Source organism: Shewanella sp. DAU305, from assembly GCF_026802235.1.
Classification (GTDB): domain Bacteria; phylum Pseudomonadota; class Gammaproteobacteria; order Enterobacterales; family Shewanellaceae; genus Shewanella; species Shewanella baltica.
In genome coordinates this window covers 3,920,441-3,934,274 of sequence record NZ_CP113808.1, presented here as the reverse complement: position 1 = coordinate 3,934,274, position 13,834 = coordinate 3,920,441, and the positions used below count along the sequence as shown (strand labels likewise).

At 46.0% G+C, this 13,834-nt stretch carries 15 protein-coding genes; 7 read left to right on the top strand and 8 right to left on the bottom strand.

The annotated features are described in order from the left end of the window. Window position 1: 1 nt before the first annotated feature. The 3 genes from OX890_RS16685 to OX890_RS16675 all read right to left on the bottom strand — a co-directional run bounded on the left by OX890_RS16685 (window position 2) and on the right by OX890_RS16675 (window position 2,795). Complete coding sequence (locus OX890_RS16685) at window positions 2-1,207, bottom strand: DUF418 domain-containing protein (RefSeq protein ID WP_172599600.1); 1,206 nt, start codon at window positions 1,205-1,207, stop codon at window positions 2-4. Between the two features lie 167 nt (window positions 1,208-1,374). Continuing rightward, entirely contained in the window at window positions 1,375-1,812 is a 438-nt protein-coding gene (locus OX890_RS16680; protein WP_006082562.1) for a nucleoside deaminase, read from the bottom strand. Window positions 1,813-1,877: 65 nt separating this feature from the next. Then, window positions 1,878-2,795 carry a LysR family transcriptional regulator gene (locus OX890_RS16675; protein WP_126492470.1) on the bottom strand — a complete coding sequence of 306 codons (918 nt, stop codon included), beginning with the start codon at window positions 2,793-2,795 and terminating at the stop codon, window positions 1,878-1,880. A gap of 134 nt (window positions 2,796-2,929) precedes the next feature. On the opposite strand from OX890_RS16675, the gene xapA reads away from it, so the two are divergent. After that, window positions 2,930-3,757: a xanthosine phosphorylase gene (xapA, locus tag OX890_RS16670; RefSeq protein WP_126492469.1), complete on the top strand. Its 828-nt coding sequence runs from the start codon at window positions 2,930-2,932 to the stop codon at window positions 3,755-3,757. 306 nt (window positions 3,758-4,063) lie between these two features. On the opposite strand, the gene OX890_RS16665 is transcribed toward xapA, so the two are convergent. Further along, a complete protein-coding gene (locus tag OX890_RS16665; RefSeq protein ID WP_006085741.1) occupies window positions 4,064-4,564 on the bottom strand; it encodes a hotdog fold domain-containing protein in 501 nt (166 codons plus the stop codon). Between the two features lie 224 nt (window positions 4,565-4,788). Here OX890_RS16665 and OX890_RS16660 point away from each other — a divergent pair, with 224 nt between their 5' ends. Further along, on the top strand, window positions 4,789-5,703 hold the full coding sequence (locus tag OX890_RS16660) for a DUF368 domain-containing protein (RefSeq protein WP_126492467.1): 915 nt from the start codon (window positions 4,789-4,791) through the stop codon (window positions 5,701-5,703). An 89-nt stretch (window positions 5,704-5,792) separates the two neighbouring features. Here the strand turns inward: OX890_RS16660 and OX890_RS16655 are convergent, their stop codons facing one another. The 3 genes from OX890_RS16655 to OX890_RS16645 are packed head-to-tail and all read right to left on the bottom strand — an operon-like array spanning window position 5,793 to window position 8,185. Then, window positions 5,793-6,452 (bottom strand): helix-turn-helix transcriptional regulator, encoded by a 660-nt coding sequence (locus OX890_RS16655; RefSeq protein ID WP_006085738.1) that lies wholly within the window; start codon window positions 6,450-6,452, stop codon window positions 5,793-5,795. Between the two features lie 50 nt (window positions 6,453-6,502). Next, on the bottom strand, window positions 6,503-7,777 hold the full coding sequence (locus OX890_RS16650; RefSeq protein ID WP_126492466.1) for an L-cysteine desulfidase family protein: 1,275 nt from the start codon (window positions 7,775-7,777) through the stop codon (window positions 6,503-6,505). A gap of 24 nt (window positions 7,778-7,801) precedes the next feature. Beyond that, window positions 7,802-8,185, bottom strand: coding sequence for a RidA family protein (locus OX890_RS16645; protein ID WP_126492465.1), 384 nt, complete (start codon window positions 8,183-8,185; stop codon window positions 7,802-7,804). 256 nt (window positions 8,186-8,441) lie between these two features. On the opposite strand from OX890_RS16645, the gene OX890_RS16640 reads away from it, so the two are divergent. The 4 genes from OX890_RS16640 (at window position 8,442) to OX890_RS16625 (ending at window position 11,763) form a co-directional block, all read left to right on the top strand. Next, window positions 8,442-9,713, top strand: coding sequence for an amino acid permease (locus tag OX890_RS16640; protein WP_006085735.1), 1,272 nt, complete (start codon window positions 8,442-8,444; stop codon window positions 9,711-9,713). 292 nt (window positions 9,714-10,005) lie between these two features. Continuing rightward, the gene (locus tag OX890_RS16635) at window positions 10,006-11,148 is read left to right on the top strand and encodes a transglutaminase-like domain-containing protein (RefSeq protein ID WP_126492464.1); all 1,143 of its coding nucleotides are present in this window, start codon (window positions 10,006-10,008) and stop codon (window positions 11,146-11,148) included. Window positions 11,149-11,164: 16 nt separating this feature from the next. Continuing rightward, window positions 11,165-11,482, top strand: a complete 318-nt coding sequence (locus OX890_RS16630; protein ID WP_126493515.1) for a hypothetical protein — start codon at window positions 11,165-11,167, stop codon at window positions 11,480-11,482. Next, the gene (locus OX890_RS16625) at window positions 11,479-11,763 is read left to right on the top strand and encodes a heavy-metal-associated domain-containing protein (RefSeq protein ID WP_106649907.1); all 285 of its coding nucleotides are present in this window, start codon (window positions 11,479-11,481) and stop codon (window positions 11,761-11,763) included. Before OX890_RS16630 ends, OX890_RS16625 begins: the two co-directional genes overlap by 4 nt. A 263-nt stretch (window positions 11,764-12,026) precedes the next feature. Here the strand turns inward: OX890_RS16625 and OX890_RS16620 are convergent, their stop codons facing one another. Then, the gene (locus tag OX890_RS16620) at window positions 12,027-12,533 is read right to left on the bottom strand and encodes a hypothetical protein (RefSeq protein ID WP_012089770.1); all 507 of its coding nucleotides are present in this window, start codon (window positions 12,531-12,533) and stop codon (window positions 12,027-12,029) included. A gap of 301 nt (window positions 12,534-12,834) precedes the next feature. On the opposite strand from OX890_RS16620, the gene OX890_RS16615 reads away from it, so the two are divergent. After that, window positions 12,835-13,788, top strand: a complete 954-nt coding sequence (locus OX890_RS16615) for a YbgA family protein (protein ID WP_006082548.1) — start codon at window positions 12,835-12,837, stop codon at window positions 13,786-13,788. The last annotated feature ends 46 nt before the right edge of the window (window positions 13,789-13,834 follow it).

Here is a 13,834-nt window from a genome sequence, read left to right as displayed (position 1 = left end):
TTTAAGCTTGCTTGTGTTCTTGTGATGCCGCGTATTTTTTAAACGCGAGGTGGCGCCAAAGTTTTTCCAATGGCCCTTGCTTGAAATAGCGTAAGTACAGGCTGGCTAACAGTAATTGCACTACTGAATAAACCAGTGCCATAGCCATGTATCCCCATCTGTCTAGACTCAATAGCAATTCGGGGGCGAAGTGCCTAAACACTAACACGCCAACGATGGATTGCAGAATATAGAGGCTAAAGGCGAGTTTGCCAACATTTTGCAGTGGCGTGAGTCTATTCGGATTATTTTGGCAAATTTTAACCATAATATGAATGTAAATCAGCGCCATAGGAATAGCGCTTAGCATGATTAACACATCTGAAAACGTGACTAGAATAGGGTTGTCCGTAAAGTCTAAACCGGTATCAAGTAGCGATACTGTCACGCTGGCTAGCACTAATTTAAGCAGTTGTGGTTTGCTAAAACCCCGCTCAAAAGTCCCCTGTTGATACAAGGCCATGCCGAGCAGCATCAAGCCCGCCGTAAACCACATTATGGTAAAAGGGATCACCAGCGCCATATAACCCACTTGCATCAAATGCAGAAACAGTTGGTCGGAATAGCCTGAGGTCCATGCGCTGTATTGCTCTGCAAATAGACTCGATTCTCGAGTGAAAGGTTCATCGCTGCCCGTAAGGCTAATCAGCGTGATGATCACTAAGGCGCTTAAAATAAAAATATTCGCTTTGCGCTTAAGGGCTTCAATACTTAAATCTTTGTAACACAAAGCTAAAAATCCGCTGATCCCATAGGTTAATAAAATATCACCAGGCCAGATAATGATGCCGTGGAGTAAACCAAACACCATTAGCCATTTCAAACGTGAGCGCAGTAAAGGATATGCTTCTAGGCCTTTGGCGCTAAATCGCTGATATTGAATAAAAAGCCCGACGCCAAACAAGATGGAAAACAGACTGATAAAGCGCGCCTCGATGAAAAAGTTACTGAACACTTTGATTATGTGATCCGACAGCGGCGGCGTTTCGTGGGGCGCATAGCCAAAAAAAGTAATGCCCATAAAATAGATATTCATAAAAAATATCCCCAACACGGCTAAGCCGCGAATGGCATCGAGATTGGCATTACGCTGTGCAGGAATCGCCATTACGACTGGCTGCGTGGAGTCTGATCTTGACCAAGGGTCTTTAGGTAAGTTGGCTGGCACGTTAGCTGAGTTCCTTTCGCTAGTAGGCATGTTCGACTTTTCACTGGGATTTGTGAGGGCTAGCTAGCAGGCGCTAGCCCCCAATGAAATACAGCCAATACAAAAAGTGAAATACAAAAAAGATAGCAAGTGAAATATAGAAAGTGACTGAGAAGAGTGAAGATCCACTACTCGCCGATATCTTCGTTCCAGAGTGTGGGATGGTTAGCGATAAAGTCATGCATCAGTTGTTTGCACTCGGCGTTATCGACCACAGTGACATCAACGCCGCGGGATTTGACATAGGCTTCTGGCCCTTGAAAGGTGGTGTTTTCACCGACGATGACTTTAGGTATGCCATAAAGTAATACCGCGCCGCTGCACATATCACAGGGCGATAGGGTGGAATACAAGGTTGCTCTTTGGTACTCGGCGGCGCTAAATCGGCCGGCATTTTCGAGGCAATCCATTTCGGCATGCAGTACTGAACTGCCTTTTTGTACCCGTTTATTGTGGCCGCGCCCGACGATTTTGCCATCGATCACTAATACCGAACCAATGGGGATGCCGCCCTCGGCGAGTCCTTGTTTGGCTTCTTCAATGGCTGCCGCTAAAAATTCATCCATCCTGATATCCTTAAAATATGAACCCTGAATATTAAACTCAGCATAGCACTCGTTTGGGAGACAATCTAAATGGTTTTGATTTGTTGCTTCAATAAGTCCATCAGGCTATCGAGAATCGGCAGCGAAGCCATTTCTGGCCGATAAATCAGGCAGATATCGGCGGGGATGGTTTGTTTTAATTTAATAAACTTTACCCTAGGCCAAGGCTGTGATGCATAACTTTGCGGCACTATGGATACCCTGTTATCGCCAGCGATGATCGCCATTAAGCTATTGGGCTCGACCATTTCCTGTACCAGTTGCGGCATAAATCCTGCGGCCTGACAGCTGGCGATAATCAAATCGCTAGAGGCGGAGTTGGCACGGCTGAGTAAGGTAAATGGCTCATCTTTGAGTTCACTCAAGTCGATGCTTTTACGTCTGGCTAAGGGATGTTTATTTGCCAGCGCTAACACCATAGGTTCGCTGGTGATGGTTTCGGCGATTAGGTGCGGCAGATTTAAGGTGTCGGCGTAGCGCACTAGGCCAAAATCGATTTCTTGATGCGCTAAGGCGACTTTTTGAGTTTCAGGTGATAACTCTTGAAAGATCAGTTCATTATCAGGGCATTGTTTGCGAAAGCTTTTCAGTATGTCACCAAATCCCATCCAAAACAGCGAGCTCATGATGCCAATCCGAATATGGTTTCTATCGAGTCGTCCAAGCTGAGCCACTTGCTCCAATGAGGTATTCACCAGCGCGAATATTTGCTCGCACTTTTCTCTTAACAATTGGCCATAGGGTGTGAGCTCTACTTGCCGAGTGCTGCGAGTGAACAGCTCAACACCAAGGAGCGATTCCAACTCTTTGATTTGTGCGCTCAGCGGAGATTTCGATAGATGCAGTTGCTCGGCGGCAGCGGTAAAGTTTTTTACTTCAGCAACCCGATGGAAATACCGCAGCATCTTCAAGGTGACGAGTTCTGGTGCGTTTATCTTGCTCATCTCAGGCTCACTATTTTTATTTATTGTCCTTTTTATCAGCACAATAGTGCGGTTAATCGCGATTATTTGCAACCCCAAGCCTGCTTATACTGAGGGCGTTTACTCTTTCACTCCTTTGCTATGAGGTACCTTGTATGAGCCATGATCCTGTTATTAATGCCCTTGCGACGATTCGAGCCCGTAAACCGAATTTCTCTCCCCGTGCTGCTATGATTTTGGGCTCAGGGCTTGGCGCGTTTGCCGATAATTTAGATAACAAAGTGGTGATCCCCTATGAAGATTTAGACGGCTTTCCCGTGAGTACCGTCGTCGGTCACTCGGGAGAGCTAGTGCTCGGCAGCTTACATGGCGTAGACATAGTGTGCATGAAAGGCCGCGGGCATTTTTACGAGCACCAAAGCATGAAGGTGATGACGACGCCTGTGCGTACTTTCAAACGCTTAGGGTGTGAATTGTTACTAGTGACTAACGCTGCGGGGTCATTACGACCAGAGCGGATCGGCGTGGGATCATTAGTGATTTTCAGCGATCACATCAACACTATGCCGGGTACGCCCATGACGGGCGCAAACGATGAAAGTTACGGTCCACGTTTTTTTAGCTTGGCCAATGCTTATGATAAAGACCTGAGAGCAGAAGCCTTAAGTGTCGCAAAAGCCGCAGGCATTGCAGCGAATCAAGGGGTATTTGTGTCTTACTCTGGCCCGTGTTTTGAAACCGCGGCCGAAATCCGCATGATGCAAATCATCGGTGGCGATGTAGTGGGAATGTCTGTGGTGCCAGAGGTGATTTCGGCGGCGCATTGTGGTTTGCCCGTCTTGGCTGTGTGTGCCATTACCAATATGGCCGAAGGATTGGGGGACGTGCTGTTATCCCATGAACAAACCTTAACATGTGCCAAGCTTGCCGAAGCCGACTTTATCCGTTTGATTGAGCGTTTTACCGCCAGTCATTTTGCTTAACATCTGGTTTAACTGGGCTGCTATATAGGGTAGTGCTGCGATAAAGGGCTGCTATTTTAAAATCTCGTATTTAACAGGTCGAATTAAGATTTCGTATTTAAGAGCTCATATTTAAGAGCTCATATTTAACAGTTCGGATTTAAAAGTCCGCACTTAAAAATCCTTACTTAAAAGTGAGCGAGCAAGGCGCCGTGCAATTGCGCTAACCGAGTTTTTTAACGAAATACGGCTGAAGGCTAAAAAGTAAAAGGGAGCTTAGCTCCCTTTTTAGATGCAGACATTAAGCACAGCGCTCGTGTAAAACGCTTATTTCTGTGGTTTTTCTGAAATCCACAACTTGATATGTCCTTTCACCACAACCACACCTTGGGTGTCGTAGGCGGTAACGGGAACGAGCATATCGCCAGGAGTCCATTGCTCTGGCGTCACTTCGGCGATACACAAAATATCGCTGCCGGCTTTAGCGGTATAATCCAAACTCATGCCCTTAGGGATCCAACGTAAATGCTTTGGAATTGAGGCTTCGGCCATCACGCCCATCGCCATTTCTAGGCCGTTACAAATCGCAATCACATGCACAGTTTTTATATGATTATGAACAGCATGGCGTTTTTTAATTAAACAGGCGCAATGATTAAGGCGTAATTCAGTGATCAGTGGTTTGATGGTGCCGAAATAGGGCGCCATGCGTGAAACCATGATTGAAAACAGTTTTTGGCCGAAGGGATAACGGCGAGTCTTATGGTAGAGCGCGAGCACTTTATTTGGTTTTTGTTCTGCAGTGCTAGAAGAGTCTGTCTGGCTCATGGTCATCCTTAATAATGGTGCAAAAGGGTATTGTTATCTTGAGCCTGTTCCAAGTTGGGTTTGGACTGCTCTGGTCGGATGAGTGTAACATTAGGATAACAACAAATACCAGTCGACTTAATTAAGCAAACTTCATTTCGCGGTTTTTAGTGTAACACCGTATAATTGCGGCCAATTTGTCGTTTAGCGGCAATGGCATATTGATTTAACTACAAGGACTCACAGTGAAATATTTGCTGACGTATTTTAAGGGAATGGCCATGGGCGCTGCCGATGTCGTGCCAGGCGTTTCGGGCGGCACCATAGCGTTTATTACCGGTATTCTCGATACCTTGCTCGACAGTGTAAAACGCATCAATCCTTCCCTTTGGGGCGTGATTAAGTCGCAGGGCATAAAAGGGGCATTTGCCCATATTAATGGTGGCTTTTTAGTGAGTCTGCTGGCGGGGATCCTGACCAGTATTTTTACCTTTGCTAAGCTGATCTCTTGGTTACTGGCGACGCATCCGATCCCGATTTGGTCGTTCTTTTTTGGGCTTATTCTTATCTCTGTTGTGCATATGCTTAAGCAAGTGAGTGGTTTCACTGTGGCACGTTTAGGTTTATTTGCTCTTGGTGTGCTGGCTGCATGGGCGATAACTGTGTTGAATCCGGTCGCGGTAGAAGCCAGTTACATGAATATCTTCTTCGGTGGCGCGATTGCCATTTGCGCCATGGTGTTACCAGGGATCTCTGGCAGTTTTATCTTATTATTACTGGGTTTATATCCCGTGGTTTTAGCAGCGGCTAAAAATATTCAGCTGGATATTTTGGCCTGTTTCGCCGTTGGCGCTGTGATGGGATTACTGACATTCAGTCATCTATTGTCGGCACTGCTGCGTAAGCACCACGATGCCACTATCGTGTTTCTAACTGGATTAATGTTAGGCACCTTAGGTAAAATTTGGCCATGGAAAGAAACCTTAACTTGGCGGACTAACTCCCACGGTGAGCAAGTGCCTTTGCTGGAGCAAAATATTTCGCCGCTTAATTTTGAGCAAGTGACGGGCCTACCTTCGCAACTCGCCTTTGCGATTGTGTGTATGCTGGCGGCGATTGCACTGGTATGGGGTTTAGAGAAAGTGGGTAAAAGGGATTAATCCTTCATTTTGACTGGATTGGTTTACACAACAAAAAGCAGCGAATATTCGTTGCTTTTTTGTTTTTGATACCCTGAGATAATATTGAATTAAGCTTGATTGGCTTTAATTTCCCGCAGGTAACGGTAAATCGAATGTACCGAAATCCCCAATCGAGTAGCAGCGACTTGGGCGCTGTCTTTGAGCTCAAAAATACCTAACTCATGCAATTGATTGACGATTTCACGGCTTTTTTGTGAGGGTGAAATCCCAGGGTTGGAGCGCACTTCATGGTTGATACTGTCAATCGTGCTATGCAGCGCTTCATCGATATTGCGGGCAAATATCTCTGGTGAGCTGGTTACTTCAGTGCTGAAGAGATTATCCGGCATCATAGTGCGCAGTACAGATTGCAGCGGCGCATCCATGTCGCTGTTAATGCACAGCAAACCTATGGGCTGATTTTTACTGTTGCGGATAACTGTCGTGATCGATCTTAGCGTCTTACCATTGGCGCATTTAGTTAGGTAAGAGTTAGAAATATCCTGACCTGTCTTGAGTTTAAGCAAGGCAAGGTTGGTTATCGGCGCACCCACTTCTCGACCTGTGACATGGCCATTGGCAATTTTGACCACAGACGGATGTTTCGCATCTAGGCTGTGCAATACCACTTCTGTGTGCTGACCATACATAGCAGCGATGCCATCGACGATATTTTCGACCGATTTCAGAATGTCCAGATCACTTTGCGTTAAATCTTGCAGTTTCACAATTTCAACCTTTGGTTATTAACCCGCCATTATTCAGCGGGTTAAAATCATTATGCCGACATAATATCGATAATAGTGACATCTGTGGATGACATGCCATTGAGGATCATTTTGCCAATGTTTTTAATGGTTTTTTCAACATCGGTTGCAATAATACCTTGGCCGGAGACATTGTGACTACTGAGCGCCATCAAAAATGAGCGCACGGCCGCACTGGAGGACGTGCTGACCTTCATGGCGCAGGAAGCTTTAGCGCCGTCACACACCATGCCCGAGCTGTCACTGATCACGTTTTGAATCGCGAAACAGGATTGTTCGAACGAACCTCCCGCCAAATACACCATGGCCATAGACGCGGCGGCGCTGGTGACTGTATTACCACAAAATGCTGACAGCGGCGGATAGTGGGACTTGATATAAATTGCCCCGAGATGGCTCATGATCAACGCGCGGGCGAGTTGTTCTTCAGAAACCTTGTAACATTGCGCCGTTAATACCACGGGAATGGTCGCGGCGATGCCTTGGTTGCCACTGCCAAGATTACTCATGGCGGGCAAATTAGCACCGCCCATGCGCGCATCTGAGGCTGCAGCCGTTAACATCACTATTTTATTCAGTAAATCTTCACCAATAATGCCGGCGGCTATGCCGCTTTTCATGGTGCGGCCGACTTCGAGTCCATAGGGATTGGCCATGCCTTCATCGGATAACTTGCCGTTTAACTCAGAGGCCTCGAGGATGAACTTGATCTCTTCGAAGGGGACTTCTTGGGCGAAGCGATAAATGGATTCGATAGTGATATCCACGCCTTCACAGATGGAACCCGTGGCTTTGGCTTGCGTGCTATCGGCACTGAAGACTGACTCACCGTTGAGGCGCTTTTCGGCAATAAGCGTATGGCCACCACAGATTTTCACTAGGGCTTCGCGGTCGCCTTTTTTTGCGATAACGCAGCAATAAATAAATTCTGCGGTTTCAGTGCGCTCGACTGTGACTTCACCCGCATCGATCAGTGCCTGTGCTCTAGCAACTTGTTCTGGCGTAATCACAGCCAACACTTCCAAGCCCGCATCAGGATTACCGGCAATGGCGCCTGCCGCAGCGGCAATCGCAAGACCAATTTTGCCTGTACCAGGTACAAACACACCCATAGAGTTTTTATAAAGATTGTCAGACACTTGTACAGCAATTGAATCGGGCTCAACACCTAGTAAGGCGCGAGCGACGGCGGCGGCGTAAGCGGCGGCAATGGGCTCAGTGCAGCCTAATGCGGGCTTAACGACTTGTTTGATGATGTTAATATACTGCTGCCATTGGGGTTTCATCAGCTTACAACCTTTTGTTAATACTTAAATTTTCACGTGTGCTATCGCTTCAACTTCCACTTTAACGCCCAGTGGAAGATCCTTCACCGCAAAACAGCTACGCGCTGGGCAGTCAGTTTTAAAATAGGTTTTATACACTTCGTTAAAGGCGGCAAAGTCACTGATCTCAGCAAGATAACAAGTGGTTTTGAGAACCGTTTCTAAGCTACCGCCACCCGCTTCAAGCACGTATTTGAGATTGTCTAGCGACTGAATCGATTGTGCGGTGATCCCACCGTCAACTACGCCGCCTTTCTCTTTACAAACGGGGAGTTGGCCAGAGGTGAAGATGAGATTGCCATAGCTCGTACCGTGTGAATAAGGGCCAATGGCTGCGGGAGCGTTTTCTGCGTGGATAATGGTTTTCATTGTCTCTCCAACGTGCAAATAAAATTGAATGCCGCGGTCGGCTGATGTGCAACATTATTTGTATTTTTTGCATTTATTGCAATTATTTTTTAAAAAATTTCACTTGAGACTGTGATTTATGCGCTATTTATCCCGTTTTTAGTCAAGTTGTGAGCGTTAACTCTTTGTTCAACAAAAGTTGAGTATAATGGTTGCTGAGTTTGTTTTGTTCAAATATATTTGCACAAAATAATAGCAACAAGGTAAAGGTGAAATAATGGATGCAACAATTACTGCTGCACAGTGGAAAGCAGATACCCGCTTCGATAGTACGGATTGGGGCTGGATAATCATGAGTATCGGTATGGCAATTGGCGCGGGGATCGTGTTCTTGCCTGTTCAGGTCGGTTTAATGGGTCTATGGGTGTTCTTACTGTCAGGCATTATTGGCTATCCAGCCATGTATATGTTTCAGCGGTTATTTATCAATACCTTAGCTGAATCACCTGAGTGTAAGGATTACCCGAGTGTGATTTCGGGTTACTTAGGTAAAAACTGGGGCATGTTGTTGGGCGGTTTGTACTTCATCATGCTGGTTATTTGGGTGTTTGTGTATTCAACGGCCATTACTAACGACAGTGCTTCTTTTTTACAGAGCTTTGGGGTGACGAAAGAGTTGTTGTCACATAATCCCTTCTACGGGTTAGCGCTGATCTGCGGCTTAGTTGCTTTAGCATCCCGCGGCGAAAATCTACTGTTTAAGATCTCCACTTTTATGGTGCTGACTAAGCTGGGCGTTGTGGCTGTGTTAGGGCTATTGATGGTGGACAAGTGGGATATCAATAATATTGGCGCTATTCCGGCAACGGGAGATTGGTTAAAAGATGCGGTCGTTATGCTGCCCTTTACGCTGACATCGATTCTGTTTATTCAAAGCTTAAGCCCTATGGTGATTTCATACCGTTCGCGGGAAAAATCCTTAGCCGTGGCGCGCTTTAAAGCGATGCGCGCCATGAATATTGCCTTTGGTGTCTTGTTTGTCGTGGTGTTCTTTTATGCTGTGTCATTCACGCTCGCTATGGGTCATGAACAAGCGGTGCGCGCATCGGAAGAAAATATCTCAGCCTTAGCCATGGTCGCCCAAGGTATGCAGGGACAAACACTGAAATTACTGAGTCTGACACTGAACATTTTTGCGGTAATGACGGCTTACTTTGGGGTGTATCTTGGTTTCAGGGAAGCTTGCCAAGGGCTAACCATGAATATGCTGCGTCGATATATGCCTGAAGATCGCATCAACAAAAAGCTTGTGGGTTACGGCATCATGATTTTCACGATTCTACTGTCGTGGGGCGCGATTGTATTGAATGCGCCAGTGCTGAGCTTTACGTCGATTTGCAGTCCAATCTTTGGTTTGGTCGGGTGTTTGATCCCTGCTTATTTAGTGTATCAAGTGCCTGCACTGCATAAGTACAAAGGCGCGTCGCTGTACATCATTATCATCACAGGTTTATTGCTATGTGTATCACCTTTCCTAGCGTTTAGTTAATATTCACGCGAGTTAAAACCGCTGAAGCAGCTAACATCGCGATAAAATCCAAATATTGCAAAAGCAGGTATTGGATCACTCAATACTTGCTTTTTTATGTGATACTTAATGCTCTGATTGGTCATTTTGTCTAAAGTGAATATGGGTTTATAGACTTAATGAGCTCTGATGTAAGTTTTTTACTGCTGTGTTCCAAGCGTTATTGTGCTCACAGTGGGACGCCCTATAATGGCGCACAGAACTTTAGTAGTACCTCTTTCTCTGGCGCTAAATCATATTAAGGAATGTCATAATGCAAAGACGCAATTTTTTAAAAAGTGCGGCTATTTTGTCGACTGCGGGGTTTATCACGCCGGTACTGGCATCTTCCTCTAAATCGAGTGTCGTTGAACCTAGCTCAAGTGATGGACGCCGCCGTTTTATCTTAACCAACACTTACCATCTTGTTGCTCCTGAAGGCTCTGAGGGCGTGGTTAAGTTGTGGATCCCTTTGCCTGAAGACACGCAATTCCAACGGGTTAGTAAGCTGAATTTCACCGGCAGTTTTAAAGATGCCTATATCAGCTCAAACAACAGTTATGGCGCTAAAACGCTGTTTGCGACTTGGCCAGATGCCAAAGACAGCATGACAATGACCGTTGAGTTAGACATTGAAACCTTAGATTGGGAACCGGTTAAAAGCGGCGCTTTGACTCACTATCGCACACCAACACAGATCCACTATCCTGCAGATGTAGAACGTTATTTACTGCCGACTAAACATATGCCGATTAACGGTATTGTGCAGCAAACGGCGGATAAAATCGTCGGTAGCGAAACTGAGCCACTGAAACAAGCGCGACTGATTTACCTTTGGGTTAGCGCTAATATGTTCCGTGACAATAGTGTGATTGGCTGTGGTACAGGTGATGTGGCCAGCATTTTAGAAAGTGGCAAGTTAGGCGGTAAGTGTACCGACATTAACTCGGTATTTGTGGCGTTAATGCGCGCTGTGGGTATCCCTGCCCGTGAAATGTTTGGTATTCGCTTGGGTCAGGCGATCAAGATGGGTCATTATTCTAAAAAGGCCTTTGGGAGCGCCGATGACAAAGGGGCTGCCGATGTCAGTGGCGGTCAACATTGCCGCGCTATGTTCTATTTAGCGGGTTATGGTTGGTTGCCAGCCGATCCTGCCGATGTGACTAAAATGCGCTTAACAGAGAAAAAAGAACACAGCGATCCTGCGGTTCAGGCAGTGAATGATTACCTCTTTGGTAACTGGGAAATGAATTGGGTTGGCTTTAACTATGGCCGCGACTTTGATTTATTCCCTGAAGCCGAGCAGACACCACTGAATAACTTTGGTTATCCCTATGCGGAAGTCGATGGCGATCCTGTGAATTATTATGAGCCAAAAGTGTTTGCCTATGACTACCAGTCAATCGAACAACGCTAAGGGACTCTTAGCGACGATGGCCGCCGCAGTGATTGCTGCGGTTGCATCAAGCCTATGCTGTATTGCCCCGCTTATTTATTTGGTGTTCGGGGTGTCGGCCGCGAGCCTGTCAGGGATTGAGCAACTGAGCTGGCTTCAAGTGCCCATGTTGATACTGTCTACTGGACTTATCCTGATAGGATTTTGGCGGCTCTATTTTGCAAAAAAGCCACTGTGTACTGCGACGTTGAGTCGTACTCAGATGGTGTGGCTGTACTGGTTAACTGTGCCTGTCGTGCTGGCATTTCAGTTATATCCTTTTGTATTACCTTGGTTATTAGAGGTGTTCGAATGAAGTTAGTGTTATTTCTCGCCTTGAGTTTGTGTTCAGCACCCACTTGGGCGGCAAACGTGCTGGTTACCTTAGATGTAAAGGGCATGACATGTCCGCTGTGTGTCACTGTCGTGAATAAAGCCCTGCGTAAAACCGATGGGGTGATTAAGGCCAAGGCTTCGTTGAAAACTGAGCAAGCAATAGTGACTGTGCCAGAGGATTTTAATCTCGATAATTTGCTCAAGGCCGTTGATGAAACCGGTTATAAGGGCAGTATTAACAAGATAGAGAAACAAGCTTAAGCGTCTTAGAAAAGTTGCTGGTAACGCATTTTAGCAGCTCGTTTTTAGCCACTTTCTCTTAGCCAGTTTTTAGCAAAAGAGTTAGCCAAACAATATTAATGATCAGCCTAAGTTCAAATGCTTAGGCTGATCTTTAACGAATAAACTAATCTTCACGTCATCAGGTTATCTTCCACACCTACACTGCGCTCAATACTCAATACTCTGTACTCTGTACTCAGTACACCTCAATCCGCTTCACCTCTTGGTATACCATTGCTTTGTTAGCTGTAATACACCTCGGGATCGACTCTGCGCTGCCTCTGTTCATTTTTCTCTGAAGACTCCTTTATCAGATCCATTTTTTGCGCTTGCAGTAACTCTAGCTGCTTGGCTTTTTCTTCATCAGACAGGCTTTCATCGTTGGCAATTTTTTCCATTTCAGCCTCTAGCTGCTTCAGTTTTTCCCTATCGATACCTGTACGCTTATCGAGGATCGTCTGCATGGCTTCAGCCAATTTGTCGGTGCTTTTATCTGACTCAGGGGTGCCGGCAATAGCTTGCACATTCCCCGTATAGCCTTGTTTGGCATTAGCTGCGAGATGGCTATAGGTATCGGCTGTCGCTACAGGCGCAGATGAGGAGAGGGTTACAGTATCTTGGCTCGCTGCGGGACCCGATGCCGCCATCGGAGTGTGATCATTGGCTTGGTTACTCTGGCTCGATTTGAGTTGCGTGAGTGCCAAATTAGCATAGGGATTGGTATAGCTGTTGGGGTTGATTGTGCTCATGTCCGATTCCTTTTGGTATGGCCCAGTGGTCGCGATTGAGTCCCTTGGTCACCTTTGGCTTTAATGCTGTGCGGTTAAATGGTGCTACTGGGCGTTCAACTCAATCTAATGATGCTCGGTATTTTATTAAGCAAGTTAGAGGCCAACTCAGGATTATGTGGGGTTTATGTGTGGTTCATTCGTGATTGATTTATCAGAAGTCACGCTTGAACGTGGCTTTTAAAAAATATTTATACAAAAACTTGATCCTTGTACAACTATGGTCCGTAATTAAAGACATAGTGATACAAGGAGTCGACTTATGTACAAGTTTAACCCGCAGCGAATTCAGATTGGGATCAGTGCTTGCTTATTAGGGGAGAAGGTTCGTTTTGATGGCGGACATAAAAATTCTACCTATTGTAATCAAGAGATTAAGCAATTTTTCGATTATGTGCCTATCTGTCCAGAAATGGCGATTGGCCTAGGTGCACCCCGTAAAAGTATCCGTTTAGTCCGTGATGGTGAAACCATCTTAGTGCAGAGCGGTGACGGTAGCTTAGATGTGACCGATAAGCTCAATGAATACAGCGAAAACAAGGTTGAAGAGCTCGATTTCCTCGGCGGATACTTGCTTTGCGCTAAGTCGCCAACCTGCGGCATGGAGCGGGTGACAGAGTATAAAATTGGCACTAACAATGGCTCTAAGTCGGGGATTGGTGTATTCGCCCGTAAGTTGATGGAACGATATCCACTATTGCCCGTGGAAGAAGAAGGCCGCTTGCATGACATGGTGCTGCGGGAGAACTTTTTCACCCGCGTTTATGCCTATCACGATTGGCATCTGATGAAGCATGAAGGGCTGACTAAGCATAAGTTAGTGAAGTTTCATTCCCGCTATAAATACCTGTTAATGGCGCATAGCCCTACATGGTATCGCGAGCTTGGGCCGATAGTGGCCAATATTGAGGATCTTGAACAAAGCGCGACACGCTACTTTGAAGGCTTTATGACGGCCCTCAAAATCAATGCGACCCGTAAAAATCATACCAGTACGCTGCAGCATATTCAGGGCTACTTTAAAAAGCATTTGAGCAAAGAGCAAAAGACAGAACTGTCTGAAGCGATTATGAAATATCGCGAAGGTTTATTGCCTCTGTTAGTGCCTATCACGCTAATCAACCATTATCTGCGGGAATTCCCAACGCCTTACATTGAAGAGCAAGTGTATTTGAATCCTCATCCAGAGGCGTTGAAGCTGCGCTATGCCTATTAGCATTGGCTTTGTCGCACTGCGAAGTTTTAGCTTTGAATTGAGAGAG